The sequence below is a fragment of the Mesorhizobium temperatum genome (assembly GCF_002284575.1).
GTDB classification, from domain to species: domain Bacteria; phylum Pseudomonadota; class Alphaproteobacteria; order Rhizobiales; family Rhizobiaceae; genus Mesorhizobium; species Mesorhizobium temperatum.
Genome location: NZ_NPKJ01000068.1, coordinates 323,302 through 337,542 on the forward strand (window position 1 = coordinate 323,302; position 14,241 = coordinate 337,542).

Genomic DNA, 14,241 nt, shown 5'->3' on the forward strand with positions numbered 1-14,241 from the left:
TCCCGCCCCAGCCTGTCAGCGTTCTTCCCGGCGGAACGGCTTGAGCAGCGCCGAAGGCGCGACGGCATTGCGCGACATTACCGCCATGGCGACGATGGTGAAGATGAAAGGCAGCATCAGAAACGCCTCATAGGGAATGTGGCCGAGCCCGCTCGCCTGCATGCGCAGTTGCAAGGCATCGACGAAGGCGAACAGCAGGGCGGCCCCTGCCGAACGCCAGGGATCCCAGCGGCCGAAGACAACCAGCGCGATCGCCACCCAGCCACGCCCTGAAACGAGGCCGAAGGTGAAGGCGTTGAACTGCACCATCGACAGGAAAGCCCCGGCCAGCCCCATCAGCGCGCCGCCGAGCATCACCGCCTGGAAGCGCGTCGCAATGACGCCGACGCCGGCCGAATCGGCGGCGCGCGGATTTTCGCCGACCATGCGCACCGAAAGGCCCCACGGCGTCCGATAGAGCACGAAGGCGGCCAGGGGAACGGCTGCCATCGCCATGTAAACCAGCGAAAACTGGTTGAATACCGCCGGTCCGAGCACCGGGATGTCGGAGAGAACAGGGATCGGCAGCGTTTCGAAACTCTTGATGCTGGGCGGCACCGATTGCTGGCCGAAGATCAGCCGGTAAAGGAAATAGGCGAGGCCCGACGAGAACAGCGTGACGCCGATGCCGCAGACATGCTGGCTGAGGCCGAGCGCCACCGTAAACAGCGCATGCACGGCACCCATCAGCGCACCGGTCAGCACTGCCGCAAGCACGCCAAGCCACAGGCTGCCGCTGAGGCTGGTCGCTGTGAAGCCGGTCATCGCCGACAACAGCATGATGCCTTCGATGCCGAGATTGAGCACACCGGCCCGCTCGGAGAACATCTCGCCCAGCGTTGCGAAAGCCAAAGGCGTGGCAATGCGGATGATCGCGGCGAGGAAGCCGACCTGAAAAATCTGTTCGAGCACCACGCTCATCTGGCTGTCCCCACGCGGCGGACGCGGTAAGCGGTGAACAGCAACGCCACCAGCATGGCGAGCAGCGCGGTTCCCTGGATGACATCGCTGAGGAAGGCGGGAACGCCGGTCGCCCGCGACATCGCCTCGGCGCCGGTCATGACGGCGGCGAGGAAGAGCGCCGCCGGCACCACGCCGAGCGGATTGAGCCTCGCCAGCATGGCGACGACGATGCCGGAATAGCCATAGCCCGGCGAGATGTCGCTCATCACCTGGAAATGCACGCCGCCGACCTCGCCGACCCCGGCAAGGCCAGCCAGCGCGCCGGACAGCAGCGCCGTCGAGATCAGCACGCGCTCGACATGAATGCCGCCATAGCGCGCGGCCTCGGGATTCTCGCCGACGACCCTGATCCTGAAGCCGAGCGTCGTGCGCGCGATCAGGAACCAGATGACCGGCGCGGCAAGGAAAGCCGCCACGACGCCGAGATGCAGCCGCGTGCCTTCAAGCAGCACCGGGAAATTCGCTGAATCCTCGATCGGCGGCGAGATCGGGTAGCCGCTGAAACTGTCTTTCCACGGGCCTTCGATCAGCGCCATCAGGGCGTAGAAGATGACCGAGTTGAGCAGCAGCGAGCTGACCACGTCATCAACCCTAAATTTTACGCGCAGCGTCGCCGGCACCAAGGCGACTGCCGCACCGGCGGCAGCGCCCGCCAATGCCATGAGAAGCATGGCGAGCGGCCCGGGCATCGGGATGGCGCCGACGGCGCAGCTCGCCACCGCGCCGGCCAGCAGCTGCCCCTCGGCGCCGATGTTCCAGAATTTGGCGCGGAAGGCGACAGCGACGGCAAGCCCGGTAAAGATCATCGGGGTCGCGCGCACCAGCGTTTCGGTGATGGCGTAGCTGTCGCCGAGCGACGCCGAAAACATCACGCCATAGGCCTCGACAATACCGGCGCCGGCCAGCGCGATGAGGCCGCTGCACAGCACCAATGTCGCGCCGATCGCCAGCAGCGGCAGGGCGAGATTGAACCAGCCGGGCGTGCTGGTGCGGGCTTCGAGGCGAATCATCAACTATGGCCCTCCGCCCCGGTCATCATCAGGCCGAGCCGCGCAATGGTGGCGTCGGCGCTGTCGAGCGTGCGGACAATGCGTCCCTCATACATCACCGCAATGCGGTCGCTGAGCATCAGCAGCTCTTCGAGATCCTCGCCGAGGACGACGAGGCCGCAGCCCTTGGCGCGCATGGCGAGGAACTTCTCGTGGATGAAGCGCGCCGCACCGATGTCGAGACCGCGCGTCGGCTGCGACACGATCAGCACCTTGGGGTCGAAGGCGAGCTCACGCGCCAGCAGCGCCTTTTGCAGATTGCCGCCGGAAAGCGCTCCGGCCCGCGTCATCGGCCCGGGGCAGCGTATGTCGTAGGCCTTGATCTGCGCCTCGGCGAAGGCGCGGATAGCATCGGGCCTGAGCAGGCCGTTGCGGCTGAACGCCCCGGTACCGATGCGCGGCAGAACCATCGAATCGGCGAGCGGCAGGTTGGTGACCAGCCCGGTCGTCATCCGGTCTTCCGGGATGCGCCCGAGACCGAGCGCCTGCACCTCGCGCGGCGAGAACCGCGCGACCATTTTGCCGGCTATCGTCATTTGGCCGGCATCGGGCGCACGAATGCCGGAGATCACCTCCGCCAGCGCCCGTTGGCCATTGCCCGAGACACCGGCAATGCCGAGGATCTCGCCTGCACGCACAGAGAGTGAGACGTCGCGCAGCGCCATGCCGGAATGGCGCGAGGTCGAGATGCCGTCAAGGGTCAGCACAGCCTCACCTGGCGTCGATGGTCCCCTGGCCGGCGGAACGATCTCGTGGCCGCACATCAGCCGCGCCATTTCCGACGACGTCGTGCTTGCGGGGGTATCGACGCGCCCGGTCACGCGGCCATGCCGCAGCACCACGCAGCGGTGGGTCAGCGCCCTGACCTCGTTGAGCTTGTGCGAGATGAAGATGATGCCGAGGCCCTGGGCCGCCATCGACCGCAGTGCCGAAAACAGCCCGTCGACCTCTGTCGGCGCAAGCACCGCAGTCGGCTCGTCGAGGATCAGCAGCCTTGCACCGCGAAACAGCGCCTTGACGATTTCGAGCCGCTGCTGCTCGCCGATCGACAGCGCCGTGACGGGAAGGTCCGGATCAAGCGTGAGCCCATGCTGCCGGCCGATCTCGTTTAGCCGCGCAAGCCCACCGGCGCGGTCGATCCGGCCCGACTTTCCGGGAATGCCGATCAGCAGGTTTTCCAGCACCGACAGCCGCGGCGCCAGATGAAAATGCTGGTGCACCATGCCGATGCCAACGGCAAGCGCATCAGCCGAGCTGTTGATCGTCACCGGCCGGCCCTGAACCAGGATCTCGCCGGCGTCGGGCGCATAGGCGCCGAACAGCACGTTCATCAGCGTCGTCTTGCCGGCACCGTTTTCACCCAGCAGCCCGAGAATCTCGCCCGGCGCAACGCTGAGATCGACGGCTTCGTTCGCCATGACGGCGCCGAAGCTCTTGGAGATGCCGCGCATTTCGATGAGAGGGGCGGGCATTGACAAGGGTGCTCCTGGTGGGAGATGGCGCTGATATCCCTCCCCCTCGAGGGGAGGGTGCCGAGCGAAGCGAGGCGGGAGGGGTCACCTCAGCTGCCTCGACCTTTAGACCGATAAGGATGGAGCGCGTCACAGCGGACCCCACCCGGCCCTTCAGGCCACCCTCCCCTCAAGGGGGAGGGCTGCGCCGCTCAATCCGAAACCGGCGTGTCCTCGTCGACGTTGACGCGGAAATTGCCGTCGAGGATTTCGGCCTTTTTCTTCTCGACCAGCTCCTTGACGTCGGCGGGCAGCGTCTTGTCGAACTTGTGATACGGCGCCAGAAAGGAACCGCCCTTGGCCATGCGCGAGAAATCGCCGTAATCCTGCGCGGTGAAGACGCCGGCCTTGACCAGCTTGATCGCGTGCTCGACCGTCGGATACATGTCCCAGACCGGGCCGGTGATCACCGTGTCGGGGCCGAGGCTCGACTGGTCGGACATGTTGGAGATGGCGAGGATCTTCCTCTCGACCGCCGCTTCGATGACACCGAAGCGTTCGGCATAGATCACGTCGACGCCGGCGTCGATCTGGGCGATAGCGGCTTCCTTCGCCTTTGGCGGGTCGAAGAAGGAGCCGATGAAAGCGACCTTCCTCTTGATATCAGGATTGACCTCCCGGGCGCCGGCAAAGAAGGCATTGACCAGCCGATTCACTTCCGGAATGCCCATCGCCGCGACGGCGCCGATCGTGCCTGATTTCGACATCTTTCCGGCGATCAGCCCGGAGAGATAGGCCGGCTCGTGGATCCAGTTATCGAAGACTGCGAAATTCGGCTCGGCCGGCCCGGCGCCGGAGCCGAACAGGAAGGCGACCTTCGGAAACTGCTTTGCCGTGCGGCGGGATTCGCGCTCGGCGGCGAAAGCATCGCCCAACACCAGCTCATAGCCGCCCTGCGCATATTCGCGCATGACACGGCTGAAATCGGCCGTCTGCACCTTCTCCGACCATTTGTATTCGATGCCGAGTTCCTTCTCGGCCCTCTGCAGGGCGACATGGATCTGGTGGACCCATGGCTCCTCGGTCGGCGTGGCGAAGATCGCCGCCACCTTCAGCTTCTTGTCCTGCGCCAAGGCACTGCCCGGCAGCATGGCTGCCGCCAGGCCAAGTGCGCCGAGTTCCAGCACGTTGCGTCGCGAAAGTCCTTCGCGTTTCGATTGCATTTTGCTCTTCCCATTTTCCATTGCATGCCCCTCTGATCGACAGCCATGTCGAGCCGGCTGTTCGGAAAAATATCAAGACACGGAACTATGGAACGACGCCGGACCTTTGTCCACATGGTCAAATTTGTCGGCGGGAAGCTGCAGCCGGCCGCCCGCCGTGGCAAACCGTGGCGGCAGTGGATCGCTTGCGATCAATGCTTGATGCGATCGCGCATGGCGTACCAGAGCATGCCGAGCACATAGAGCGGACCGCGCAGCGCAGTGCCGCCGGGAAACGGCATTGGCCTCAGCGTCGAAAACAGATCGAGCCGCGAAGTATCGCCGGTGATCGCCTCGGCAAGAAGCTTTCCCGACAGCGTCGACAGGATCACGCCCTTGCCGGAATAGCCATGCGCAAAATAGACTTCGCCATAGTGGCCGACATCCGGCAGGCGCGATGTCGTCACCGAGACCAGCCCGCCCCATGCATGATCGATGCGGCGGCCGCGCAATTGCGGAAAGGTCTTTTCCATATGCGGCCGCACGAAGCCGGCAATGTCGGCGGGCTGCGACGGCGTGTAGCGCTCGCCGCCGCCGAACTGCAGGCGGCCGTCCTCCGACAGCCGGTAGTAGTTGACCACGAAGCGGGTGTCGGAAACCGCCACATTGCTTGGGATGACATCGCTCGTGTCGCCCAGCGGCTCGGTGGCGATGATGTAGTTGCCGACCGGCATGATCCGGCTGTTGACGCGCGGCTCAAGCCCCTGGAGCAGCGCATCGCCGGCCAGCACGACATGCCTGGCCCGGACCGAGCCCTTGGCCGTCGAAACCCTGATGGAAGGTTCCCGCTCTAGCTGGAGCGCCACCGAATTTTCGTGGATGGTGACGCCCGCCGCTGCCGCTGCGCGTGCAAGACCAAGCGTATAATTCAGTGGATGCATATGGCCGCCGAGTTTTTCGTACATCGCGCCGTGATAGGGCGTGTTCACCATTGCACGCGCCTGCTCCGCCGACAGCATCTCGACGTCATGAAAATTCATCACGGTGGCAAGGCACTCGACCTCTTGTTCGAGATCGCGCAGGTCGGAGCCGTTGACCGCACCGGCCAGATGCCCGGTGAGCCGAAGGTCGCAATCGATGGCATGGCGCTCGATCAGGTCGAGCACCAGCCCGCGCGCCTCGAAGGCGAGATCGAACAGCGCCCGCGCCCGTTCGGGCCCATAAAGCTTGACCAGACCCTTGGCGCCCTTGCGCAGGCCGGGTATGATCTGGCCGCCATTGCGCCCCGATGCCCCCCAGCCGATCTTGCCGCCTTCCAAGAGCACGACCTTCAGCCCGCGCTCGGCCGCATGAAGGGCTGCGGACAGGCCGGTACAGCCGCCGCCGACCACCACCAGATCGGCGTCGATGTCGCCCTGCAGCGCCGGATGATCCGGAGCCGGATTGGCCGTCGCGACATAATAGGATTTGCCGATATCCAGGCCGGAGTTGAAGCCGCCAGAATTGAAGCTCATAGTCAAACCTTGAGCAGCAGATGATCGCGTTCCCAGCTCGTGACGACGCTCTGGAACAGGTCGAGCTCGACGCTCTTGACGCGCAGATAGGTCTGGAAGAAATCCTCGCCGAGCAACTCCCGAACCGGACTGCACGCAGCGAAACGGTCGAGCGCCTCCTCCATGGTTTTCGGCAGCGTGCTCTTGCTGCGATAGGCATTGCCCGATGCCTCGGGCAAACGCGAGAGCTTTTCCTCGACGCCGAGATAGCCACAGAGCAGCGAGCCGGCCATCGCCAGATAGGGGTTGGCGTCGGCGCCGGGCAGCCGGTTTTCCACCCGCCGCGCGGCCCGCCCGCCGGCCGGCACGCGCAGGCCGCAGGAGCGATTGTCATGCGACCACTCGATGTTGGCGGGGGCGCTGTGGTTCGGCCGGATGCGGCGGAACGAATTCACGTTCGGCGCAAACAGCGGCATCACCTCGGGAATGTATTTCTGCAGGCCGCCAATGAAATGCCCGAACATCTCGGTGTCGGCATCGTCACACCCGGCAAACAGCGTATTCCCGGCCTCGTCGATGACCGACATGTGGAGATGCATGGAGCTGCCGGCTTGCGCGGCGATCGGCTTGGCCATGAAGGTCGCATGCATGCCACCTTCCTGCGCGGCCTGGCGTGTCATCCGCTTGAACAGCAGCACCTTGTCGGCCAGCGGCAGCGCGTCGCCATGCAGGAAATTGATCTCCAGCTGCGCCGTGCCTGACTCGTGGATCAGCGTATCGAGTGGCAGCCCGGCCGCCGCGGCATAGTCGTAGAGGCGCCGGATCACCGGCTCGAACTCCTCCAACGCCGCCATATCATAGGGATGCTGCACGGTTTCGGAGCGGCCATTGCGCCCGACCGGCGCGATCAACGGCCGATCGGGATCGGGATTGGGCGCAGTCAGGTAGAATTCGAGCTCCGGCGCGACTACCGCCCGCCATCCGCGCTGGCGATAGAGATCGAGCACGGTCCTCAAAACATGACGCGGCGAGGCCATCCGCGGCCGGTCGTCCATGTGAAACGCATCGGCGAAGACATAGGCTTTCCCTGCTCCGGCACCGGGTGCAAGGCAGAGCGTCGCGACATCCGGCACAATCCGCATGTCGGGGTCCTGATAGCCGAAGCCCTCGTCGTTGGAACCGGAATAGCGGCCGTCTATGCAGACCAGGAAGGCGCTGCTCGGCAGGTAGAGCGCACGGTCCTCGAGCGACTTCAGGAATTTGGCCGTCGGCAACGCCTTGCCGCGCAACACGCCATTCACATCCGGCACCAGGCACTCGACTTCCCTGATCCCCTGCTGCTCCAGCCATCCCTTCGGATCATCCGTCGGGGTCATTTGCGGTGCATCCGTTGTCGTTGTGTTGAGCATCAGGTCACGTCCTTACGAGGGCGAGAATAGCTTCGGCGGCGGCGTCCGTTCCCGGCGCCCGTGCCATGGTGGCCGCATTCTCCTTGAGGCGAAAGCGCATTTCGCCGTCGGCCATTAGGCCAAGGATGACGTTTTCCAGTTCGTCGTCGCTCCAGCCGTCGCGGCTGATGTGGCGGCCAACGCCGGTTTCCTCGGCGCGTTGCGCGTTGTCGTGCCCGTCCCAGCAATAGGGCATCATCAGCGACGGCACGCCGAAACGCAGCGCTTCACAAAAGCTGTTGTTGCCGCCGTGATGGATGAAGAGATCGGATTTCGCGACGACCGACGGCTGCGGAAACCAGGCGTCGAGATAGACATTGTCCGGAACCGCGCGATAGGTGTCGCGCAGACCGCCGGCATTGACGATGAAGCGGGCCGGAAGCCGGTCGAACACGGCGAGCATGCGCTCGATCAGGCCGACATCCATGGCTCCCAGGCTGCCGAAGCTGAGATAGACCAGCGGCCCGTCATTGCGCGGAAAGACCGGCACGTCGAACGGCCCTTCTGAACGGACGCAGCCTTCAAGATAGACGAAGCGGGCCGGGTCGAGCGGCTCTGCCCGCTGCCTGCGCACGATCGTCGGAGTCAGCAGCAAATTGAGGGCCGGCGAAGCTTCCAGAAAAAGACCCTTCGGCAAGGGCGCAAGTCCGGCGTCGGTCCGAAGCCGGTTGAACCGGTCATGCGCTGGAGCGACCGCTGCCAGATAACGGACCTCGAAGGCAGCACGGCTCGGGTCGTCGGCGGCGAGCCCCGACAGATAGGGCGGTACCTCGGCGTCGGGCAGCTCGGTCTCGGCGCAGGAGACGACGCGCACCCACGGGCACCCGGCGGCAGCCAGCGCCGGAAACATGATGACATTGTCGAGCACCACGGCATCCGGCTTCAGCCGCGCCAGCAATTGGCGCAGCGGCGCCTCGGCATTGACCGCCGTATCGACGATCGCTTCCCAGGTCGGCGCGACATAGGTTTCGAGCTGGTCGATCGGGCTCAGCCTGAAATGCGGCAGATGCCGGCGCACGAAAGCCTGCCAATAGCTCTGGCGTTCGCTGTCGGTCAGCGGCTCGTCGGTCGGCAACTGGTATTCCTGAAAACCATAGTCGGCAAACACGCCGGAAAAGCCGGCGTGGCAGATGAACACCGGCCGGGCGCCACGGGCGCGCAAGGCCTGTGCGATGCCGACGCAATTGAGCGCGGCGCCGAAGCTCGCTTCGGGAAACAGCGCGATGGTCGGGCTGGCTTTGCGCATGTTCCTCGTTATTCCGGCCGGCTGATCATGCCGAACAATGCGGGGGCCCCGCGGCTGGCCGCCTGCGGCCGCTGACTGCGGGACAACCGCAGGTGGACGCGAAGCAGATCGGCTGCAACCTCATACTGCCGGCTTTCCAACTGGTCGAGTATGGTCAGGTGCTCGCGCAGCGATTGCTTCAGCCGGAAGACGTTGACGCCGGCATAGGTCCCCGGCAGCCGGCGCAGCCTGAGATGGTCGGACAGCGCGTCGGTGACGAAGCGGTTGGCGGCGCCATCGGCGATTAGGCCGTGAAAGTCGATGTCCAGCCGCTGGAACTCTTTGATATCGAACGCGGCGTCGGGCAGCGCCAGCAGCGTTTCCATGCCCTGGCGCAAGGCTGCCGCGCGGGTCCCGTCCAGCCGAAAGCCAGGCGCCAGAATGGCGGCGGGTTCGAGCAGCAGGCGGAACTCGTAGCTTTCCCCTTGTGCCTCTGGATCGTCAGGCGCTCGCCTGAACAGCCAGGCCTGTCCCGGTGCGCGGTCCAGAAGATTTTCATCTGTCAGTTTCTTTAGCGCTTTTAGTACCGTCTTCCGCTCGGCATCATACCGCCGCATCAGCGCGCCGATGGTCACCGTCTGATCCAGTCGGCGCGCCGACCGGTCGCGCAGGATCATCTCCGCGAGTTCGTCTTCTTCGGCGCTCGGCAGGTCGGCGGCAACGGTCGCCTGGTTGGTGAGGTCGACGGCCAGCCGATAGCCGGATTCAGCTTCCCAGCGCACCACGCCTTTTTCGGTGAGCAGGCGCAACGCGGCCCGCACCGGGGTCCGCGAGACGTTGCAGAGAGAAGCGATCTGCTGTTCCGGGAGATGAGCGCCGGCCTCGAAGCCGCGTTGCCGGGCCACATCGAGAATGCGCTGAGCGAGATCGAGATGGTTGGTACGTGGTCGTCTGGCAACGGCTTGCATGGTGATTCTCGTGAACGGGCTTGACCGCTGCGGTTTGACCGATCGCCCTTGTAGACACAATCGGCGATTTCGCAGCGATCTGGCAAATTATGGATTGACGTACTTTTTTCTGCAATAGTACTGTGTCAATCGGCAACAAAAAAGACCGGGGAACAGGATCGAAGCGGCGGCATGATCGCAAGCGCTGGTCCGACGATTGATTGAATTCGACGATCAACCAGAATGGGAGTCTGTCATGACCGCCACCACCCTGCGGCACCGTTCGTTAAAAACATCCTCGATCGCGCTTGGCCTCGCCATGGCGCTGTCGGCGCCGGCGGCCGCCGCCGACCTCGTCATTTCCAATTGGGACGGCTACATGGCGCCGGATGCCATGGCCGCCTTCAAAGCAGCGACCGGCGTTTCCGGCGAGGTCGTCGTTCACGCAACCAATGAGGAGATCATGGGCAAGCTCGTCGCTTCGGGCGGCAAGGGCTATGACGTGGTCTTCGTCTCCTCGCCCTTCGCCGAAGTGCTGAACAAGCTCGGCCTGATCGAGACGATCGACCACGCCAAGGTCCCCAACCTCGCCAATCTCTATCCCGAGGCGGCGAAGCTGTCGCACGACGTCGGCAACAATTTTTCCGTGCCTTACACCTGGGGCACCACCGGCCTCTGCTACCGCTCGGATCTGGTCAAGACTGAGCCGGCCAGCTGGAACGAAATTCTCGCCCCGTCCGATGCGCTCAAGGGCAAGACCACCATGCTGGCAACCGACCGCTGGCTGCTTGCCGCCGGCCAGCTAGCCAAGGGCTATTCGGTCAACGAGACCGATCCGGCCAAGCTCGCCGAGGTCAAGGACCTGCTGATCTCGGCCAAGAAGACCTTGCTCGCCTATGACGACACCACCTTCTATTCGAAGCTGATCTCGGGCGAGGCGCTGATGGTGCAGGCATGGGATGGCTGGTGCAATTACGGCATCGCCGAAAATCCGCAGATTAAATACACCATACCCAAGGAAGGCTCGGACCTGTGGGTCGACACGATGGTGGTGATGAAGGCATCGGCCAACAAGGACGCCGCCTTCCAGTTCATCAACTTCATGCTGGACGCCAAGAACCACGCCTGGGCGGCCCAGAACATCGACTACAAGGTGCCGAACAAGCCGGCTATGGAAAGCCTGCCGGCCGATTTCCTCGCCAAATTCCCCAATATGGCCATGCCGGTGGCCGAACTGGTCAAGTTCGAGCAGTTGCGCGACGTCGGCGATGCCCAGCGCGACTATTCGAAGATCGTCAGCGAGATCAAGGCCGCGCAATAGTTTCGGCATCTGGAATCAGGCTTGCGTTCCTTCACGCCCATCTCTGGCCTGCCGGCCGTCTCCCCCTCAAGGGGGGAGATCGGTTGGATTGCGGCCTGTCGCCAATCTCCGGCGCAGCACCCCCTCATCCGGCCGCTGAGCCTGTCCTCGGGCTTGCCGGAGGCAAGACCCGTGGGCGGCCACCTTCTCCCCGCTGGGGAGAAGAGGCAGGCGCCAGCGCCGACGACCTCCTCTCCCCTCGGGGAGAGGTCGGATTGCCCCGAATGGCCCTTCGCAATTCGGTTGGCAATCCGGGTGAGGGGGCGCCTGTCCAAACACAAATTCGATGCCTTTGAGATGGCCGGCAGGCCAGAGGGGGGTGCTACGTGAAATCTTACGCCCCCTCCCGCTCCTCCTTGCTGATGGCGCCGGCGCTGGCCTGGCTCACCGCCTTGATGGTGGTGCCATGCGCGTTGGTGCTGGCGCTCGCCTTCTTCCGGCGCGGCATCTATGGTGGCATCGAATACACCTTCACACTGGAGAATTTCGGGCTGGTCTTCGACCCGCTCTATGCCGGCATCTTCCTCAATTCGGCGCGCATTGCCGGCACGGCAACCCTGATCGCCGTGGTGATCGGCTATGCCGCCGCCTATGCGATCGCGGCAGCACCGCGCCGGCTGCAGCCGGTGTTCCTGTTCTTCGCCGTGCTGCCGTTCTGGTCCAACTACCTGATCCGCACCTATGCCTGGATCGTGCTGCTCAACCGTGAAGGCCTGATCACGCAGCTCTTGCGCTGGTTCGGCTACACCGGCGAGCCGCCATCGATGCTCTATACCGAAGGCGCCGTCATCGCCGGTCTGGTCTACAATTACCTGCCCTTCGTCATCCTGGCCTGCTACGCGCCGCTGTCGCGGCTCAATCCGGAGCTCGCCGAGGCATCGCGCGATCTTGGCGCTTCGGCCATGACCACATTTCGCCGGGTCATCCTGCCACTGACGGTGCCGGGTATCGCCGCCGGGGCGGTCTTCGTGTTCGTGCTGTCGATCGGCAATTTCGTAACGCCCGCACTGCTCGGCGGCGGTCGTTTCCAGATGATCGGCAATCTCGTCTACGACCAGTTCCTAACCGCCAATGACTGGCCGTTCGGCGCAGCACTCGCGATGGCGCTGATCGCCATCATGCTGCTGGTGCTGACTGCGCAGGCCTTGGCAGCCGATCGCGCCGCCGGCCGTATCGCCGAAGCGAAAGGAGGCGCCGATGGCTGAGCGCTCCCCCGCCACGCGCCGCACGCTCTGGCTCGTTCTCTCGCTGGTCTTCGCCTTCCTCTACATTCCGATCGCCGTGCTGGTGGCGCTGTCCTTCAACCAAGGCGGGCTGCCGACCGTGTGGTCGGGCTTTTCGCTGAAATGGTATGCCTCGCTTGCCGGAAACGCCGCGATCCTTTCCGCCGCCCTCAACACGCTGATCGTGGCGCTGGTCTCGACCGCCATCGCCACGCTGTTCGGCACGCTGCTGGCGATCGGCGTCGAAATACGCCGGCAATATGGGAGCGGCCTCGAGGCGCTGATCTTTGCGCCGATGATCATTCCCGACATCGTGCTGGCGATCGCGCTGCTCAGCTTCTTCTCCTTGCTCGACTTCACCCTGGGCCTGCACACCATCATCCTCGCCCATGTCGTCTTCAACCTCGCCTTCGTCTGTTCGGTGGTGCGCGCGCGGTTGAAGAGCTTCGACTGGTCGATTGTCGAAGCCTCCGCTGATCTCGGCGCTTCCGCAATCACCACCTTCAGGCGGGTGACATTGCCGGTCATCCTGCCGGCGGTGGTTGCCGGCGCGCTGCTCGCCTTCACCCTTTCGGTCGACGAGTTCATCATCGCCTTCTTCACATCAGGCGCCGGCCGCGCCTCGACCACGCTGCCGATGCAGATCTATTCGATGATCCGCTTCGGCATCACCCCGGAGATCAACGCATTGGCGACCATCGTCATGGCGGTCAGCATAACCGCGCTGACTCTATCGCAGCGGCTCAACCGCGGGGTGATCGGCCAATGAGCGCACCCCGCACACTGCTGGCGATCGACAAGGTGTCGAAGAATTTCGGCCGGGTGACGGCCGTCGACGGAATCTCGCTTGATATCCGCGAGAACGAGTTCTTCGCCCTGCTCGGACCTTCGGGCTGCGGCAAGACCACGCTGCTGCGCATGCTGGCCGGCTTCGAGACGCCCAATGACGGGCGCATCCTGCTCGACGGGCGCGACATCGCCAGGACCCCGCCCAACAAGCGGCCGGTCAATCTGATGTTCCAGTCCTATGCGCTGTTTCCGCATATGAGCGTCAGGGCCAATGTTTCCTACGGCCTCGAAATGGAACGCTTGCCGGCAAAGGAAATCCGCTCCCGTGTCGACGCCATCCTGGCGACGACCGAGCTCGTCGCCCTCGCCGACCGAAAGCCGGAACAATTGTCGGGCGGTCAGAAACAACGGGTCGCGCTTGCCCGGGCGCTGGTCAAGCGGCCGCGGCTGCTGCTGCTCGACGAGCCTCTCGGCGCGCTCGACAAGAAATTGCGCGGCGCCATGCAGCTGGAGCTGAAGCGCCTGCAGCACGAGGTCGGCATCACCTTCGTCATCGTCACCCATGACCAGGAGGAATCGCTTGTCATGGCCGACCGCATGGCGGTGCTCAGGGACGGCAAGCTGCTGCAATGCGACACGCCGCACGCGGTCTATGAGCATCCGGTCGACCGCTTCGTCGCCGACTTCATCGGCGTGATGAATTTCGTGCCGGGCAGGGCGACCGACGACGGCGTGCTGGCAGCGGACGGCGCACGGATCGTCGGCACGGTTCCCTCGACTCTGGCTCCCGGCGCTGCGGCCGTCGCTTCGGTGCGGCCCGAACGCATCCGGCTGTTTCCGTCGGCGCAGACGGCCAATCGTGTCGCTGGCACAGTCGAGGCGCTGGCCTATCAGGGGCTCGACCTGCAGCTGCATGTCCGCACCGCTCTGTCGCAAAAGCCGTTCCTGGTGCGCGTCACAGCCGACGCCGCCGACCGACGTCCGGTCGCGTCAGGCGATGCGGTCGAGCTCGGCTGGGATGCCGTCGACGTCAGAATTTTCGCAGACTGATC

Annotated in this window: 12 protein-coding genes; 4 read left to right on the forward strand and 8 right to left on the reverse strand. The window is 64.4% G+C overall.

All coding sequences use genetic code 11. From position 1 onward, the window contains the following. Positions 1–15: 15 nt before the first annotated feature. From CIT26_RS27950 to CIT26_RS27985, 8 genes are all read right to left on the reverse strand, one after another. Positions 16–960 (reverse strand): ABC transporter permease, encoded by a 945-nt coding sequence (locus CIT26_RS27950; RefSeq protein ID WP_095495537.1) that lies wholly within the window; start codon positions 958–960, stop codon positions 16–18. Then, complete coding sequence (locus CIT26_RS27955) at positions 957–2,012, reverse strand: ABC transporter permease (RefSeq protein WP_095495538.1); 1,056 nt, start codon at positions 2,010–2,012, stop codon at positions 957–959. The genes CIT26_RS27950 and CIT26_RS27955 overlap by 4 nt, the downstream gene beginning before the upstream one ends. Beyond that, the gene (locus CIT26_RS27960) at positions 2,012–3,523 is read right to left on the reverse strand and encodes an ABC transporter ATP-binding protein (RefSeq protein WP_095495539.1); all 1,512 of its coding nucleotides are present in this window, start codon (positions 3,521–3,523) and stop codon (positions 2,012–2,014) included. The genes CIT26_RS27955 and CIT26_RS27960 overlap by 1 nt, the downstream gene beginning before the upstream one ends. 191 nt (positions 3,524–3,714) lie before the next feature. Continuing rightward, positions 3,715–4,746 (reverse strand): BMP family protein, encoded by a 1,032-nt coding sequence (locus CIT26_RS27965; protein WP_095495540.1) that lies wholly within the window; start codon positions 4,744–4,746, stop codon positions 3,715–3,717. A gap of 170 nt (positions 4,747–4,916) precedes the next feature. Then, positions 4,917–6,218, reverse strand: coding sequence for an NAD(P)/FAD-dependent oxidoreductase (locus tag CIT26_RS27970; protein WP_095495541.1), 1,302 nt, complete (start codon positions 6,216–6,218; stop codon positions 4,917–4,919). A gap of 2 nt (positions 6,219–6,220) precedes the next feature. Next, on the reverse strand, positions 6,221–7,573 hold the full coding sequence (locus CIT26_RS27975) for a glutamine synthetase family protein (protein ID WP_095495787.1): 1,353 nt from the start codon (positions 7,571–7,573) through the stop codon (positions 6,221–6,223). Between the two features lie 37 nt (positions 7,574–7,610). Further along, positions 7,611–8,891, reverse strand: a complete 1,281-nt coding sequence (locus CIT26_RS27980) for a glycosyltransferase (protein ID WP_095495542.1) — start codon at positions 8,889–8,891, stop codon at positions 7,611–7,613. 8 nt (positions 8,892–8,899) lie between these two features. Beyond that, positions 8,900–9,838: a GntR family transcriptional regulator gene (locus CIT26_RS27985; protein WP_095495543.1), complete on the reverse strand. Its 939-nt coding sequence runs from the start codon at positions 9,836–9,838 to the stop codon at positions 8,900–8,902. Positions 9,839–10,073: 235 nt separating this feature from the next. Here CIT26_RS27985 and CIT26_RS27990 point away from each other — a divergent pair, with 235 nt between their 5' ends. From CIT26_RS27990 to CIT26_RS28005, 4 genes are all read left to right on the forward strand, one after another. After that, complete coding sequence (locus CIT26_RS27990) at positions 10,074–11,138, forward strand: polyamine ABC transporter substrate-binding protein (protein WP_095495544.1); 1,065 nt, start codon at positions 10,074–10,076, stop codon at positions 11,136–11,138. A 401-nt stretch (positions 11,139–11,539) separates the two neighbouring features. Next, on the forward strand, positions 11,540–12,382 hold the full coding sequence (locus CIT26_RS27995; RefSeq protein WP_095495545.1) for an ABC transporter permease: 843 nt from the start codon (positions 11,540–11,542) through the stop codon (positions 12,380–12,382). Next, on the forward strand, positions 12,375–13,169 hold the full coding sequence (locus CIT26_RS28000; protein ID WP_095495546.1) for an ABC transporter permease: 795 nt from the start codon (positions 12,375–12,377) through the stop codon (positions 13,167–13,169). Before CIT26_RS27995 ends, CIT26_RS28000 begins: the two co-directional genes overlap by 8 nt. Then, positions 13,166–14,239, forward strand: a complete 1,074-nt coding sequence (locus CIT26_RS28005; protein WP_095495547.1) for an ABC transporter ATP-binding protein — start codon at positions 13,166–13,168, stop codon at positions 14,237–14,239. Before CIT26_RS28000 ends, CIT26_RS28005 begins: the two co-directional genes overlap by 4 nt. Positions 14,240–14,241: the final 2 nt, after the last annotated feature.

Bases quoted from the DNA above. Each gene is read 5' to 3' on its own strand.
- CIT26_RS28000 (WP_095495546.1), top strand. From the start codon at position 12,375: ATGGCTGAGCGCTCCCCCGCCACGCGCCGCACGCTCTGGCTCGTTCTC.
- CIT26_RS27965 (WP_095495540.1), bottom strand. From the start codon at position 4,746: ATGGAAAATGGGAAGAGCAAAATGCAATCGAAACGCGAAGGACTTTCG.
- CIT26_RS27960 (WP_095495539.1), bottom strand. From the start codon at position 3,523: ATGCCCGCCCCTCTCATCGAAATGCGCGGCATCTCCAAGAGCTTCGGC.
- CIT26_RS27955 (WP_095495538.1), bottom strand. From the start codon at position 2,012: ATGATTCGCCTCGAAGCCCGCACCAGCACGCCCGGCTGGTTCAATCTC.
- CIT26_RS27985 (WP_095495543.1), bottom strand. From the start codon at position 9,838: ATGCAAGCCGTTGCCAGACGACCACGTACCAACCATCTCGATCTCGCT.
- CIT26_RS27995 (WP_095495545.1), top strand. From the start codon at position 11,540: ATGGCGCCGGCGCTGGCCTGGCTCACCGCCTTGATGGTGGTGCCATGC.
- CIT26_RS27990 (WP_095495544.1), top strand. From the start codon at position 10,074: ATGACCGCCACCACCCTGCGGCACCGTTCGTTAAAAACATCCTCGATC.
- CIT26_RS27980 (WP_095495542.1), bottom strand. From the start codon at position 8,891: ATGCGCAAAGCCAGCCCGACCATCGCGCTGTTTCCCGAAGCGAGCTTC.
- CIT26_RS27970 (WP_095495541.1), bottom strand. From the start codon at position 6,218: ATGAGCTTCAATTCTGGCGGCTTCAACTCCGGCCTGGATATCGGCAAA.
- CIT26_RS27950 (WP_095495537.1), bottom strand. From the start codon at position 960: ATGAGCGTGGTGCTCGAACAGATTTTTCAGGTCGGCTTCCTCGCCGCG.
- CIT26_RS27975 (WP_095495787.1), bottom strand. From the start codon at position 7,573: ATGACCCCGACGGATGATCCGAAGGGATGGCTGGAGCAGCAGGGGATC.
- CIT26_RS28005 (WP_095495547.1), top strand. From the start codon at position 13,166: ATGAGCGCACCCCGCACACTGCTGGCGATCGACAAGGTGTCGAAGAAT.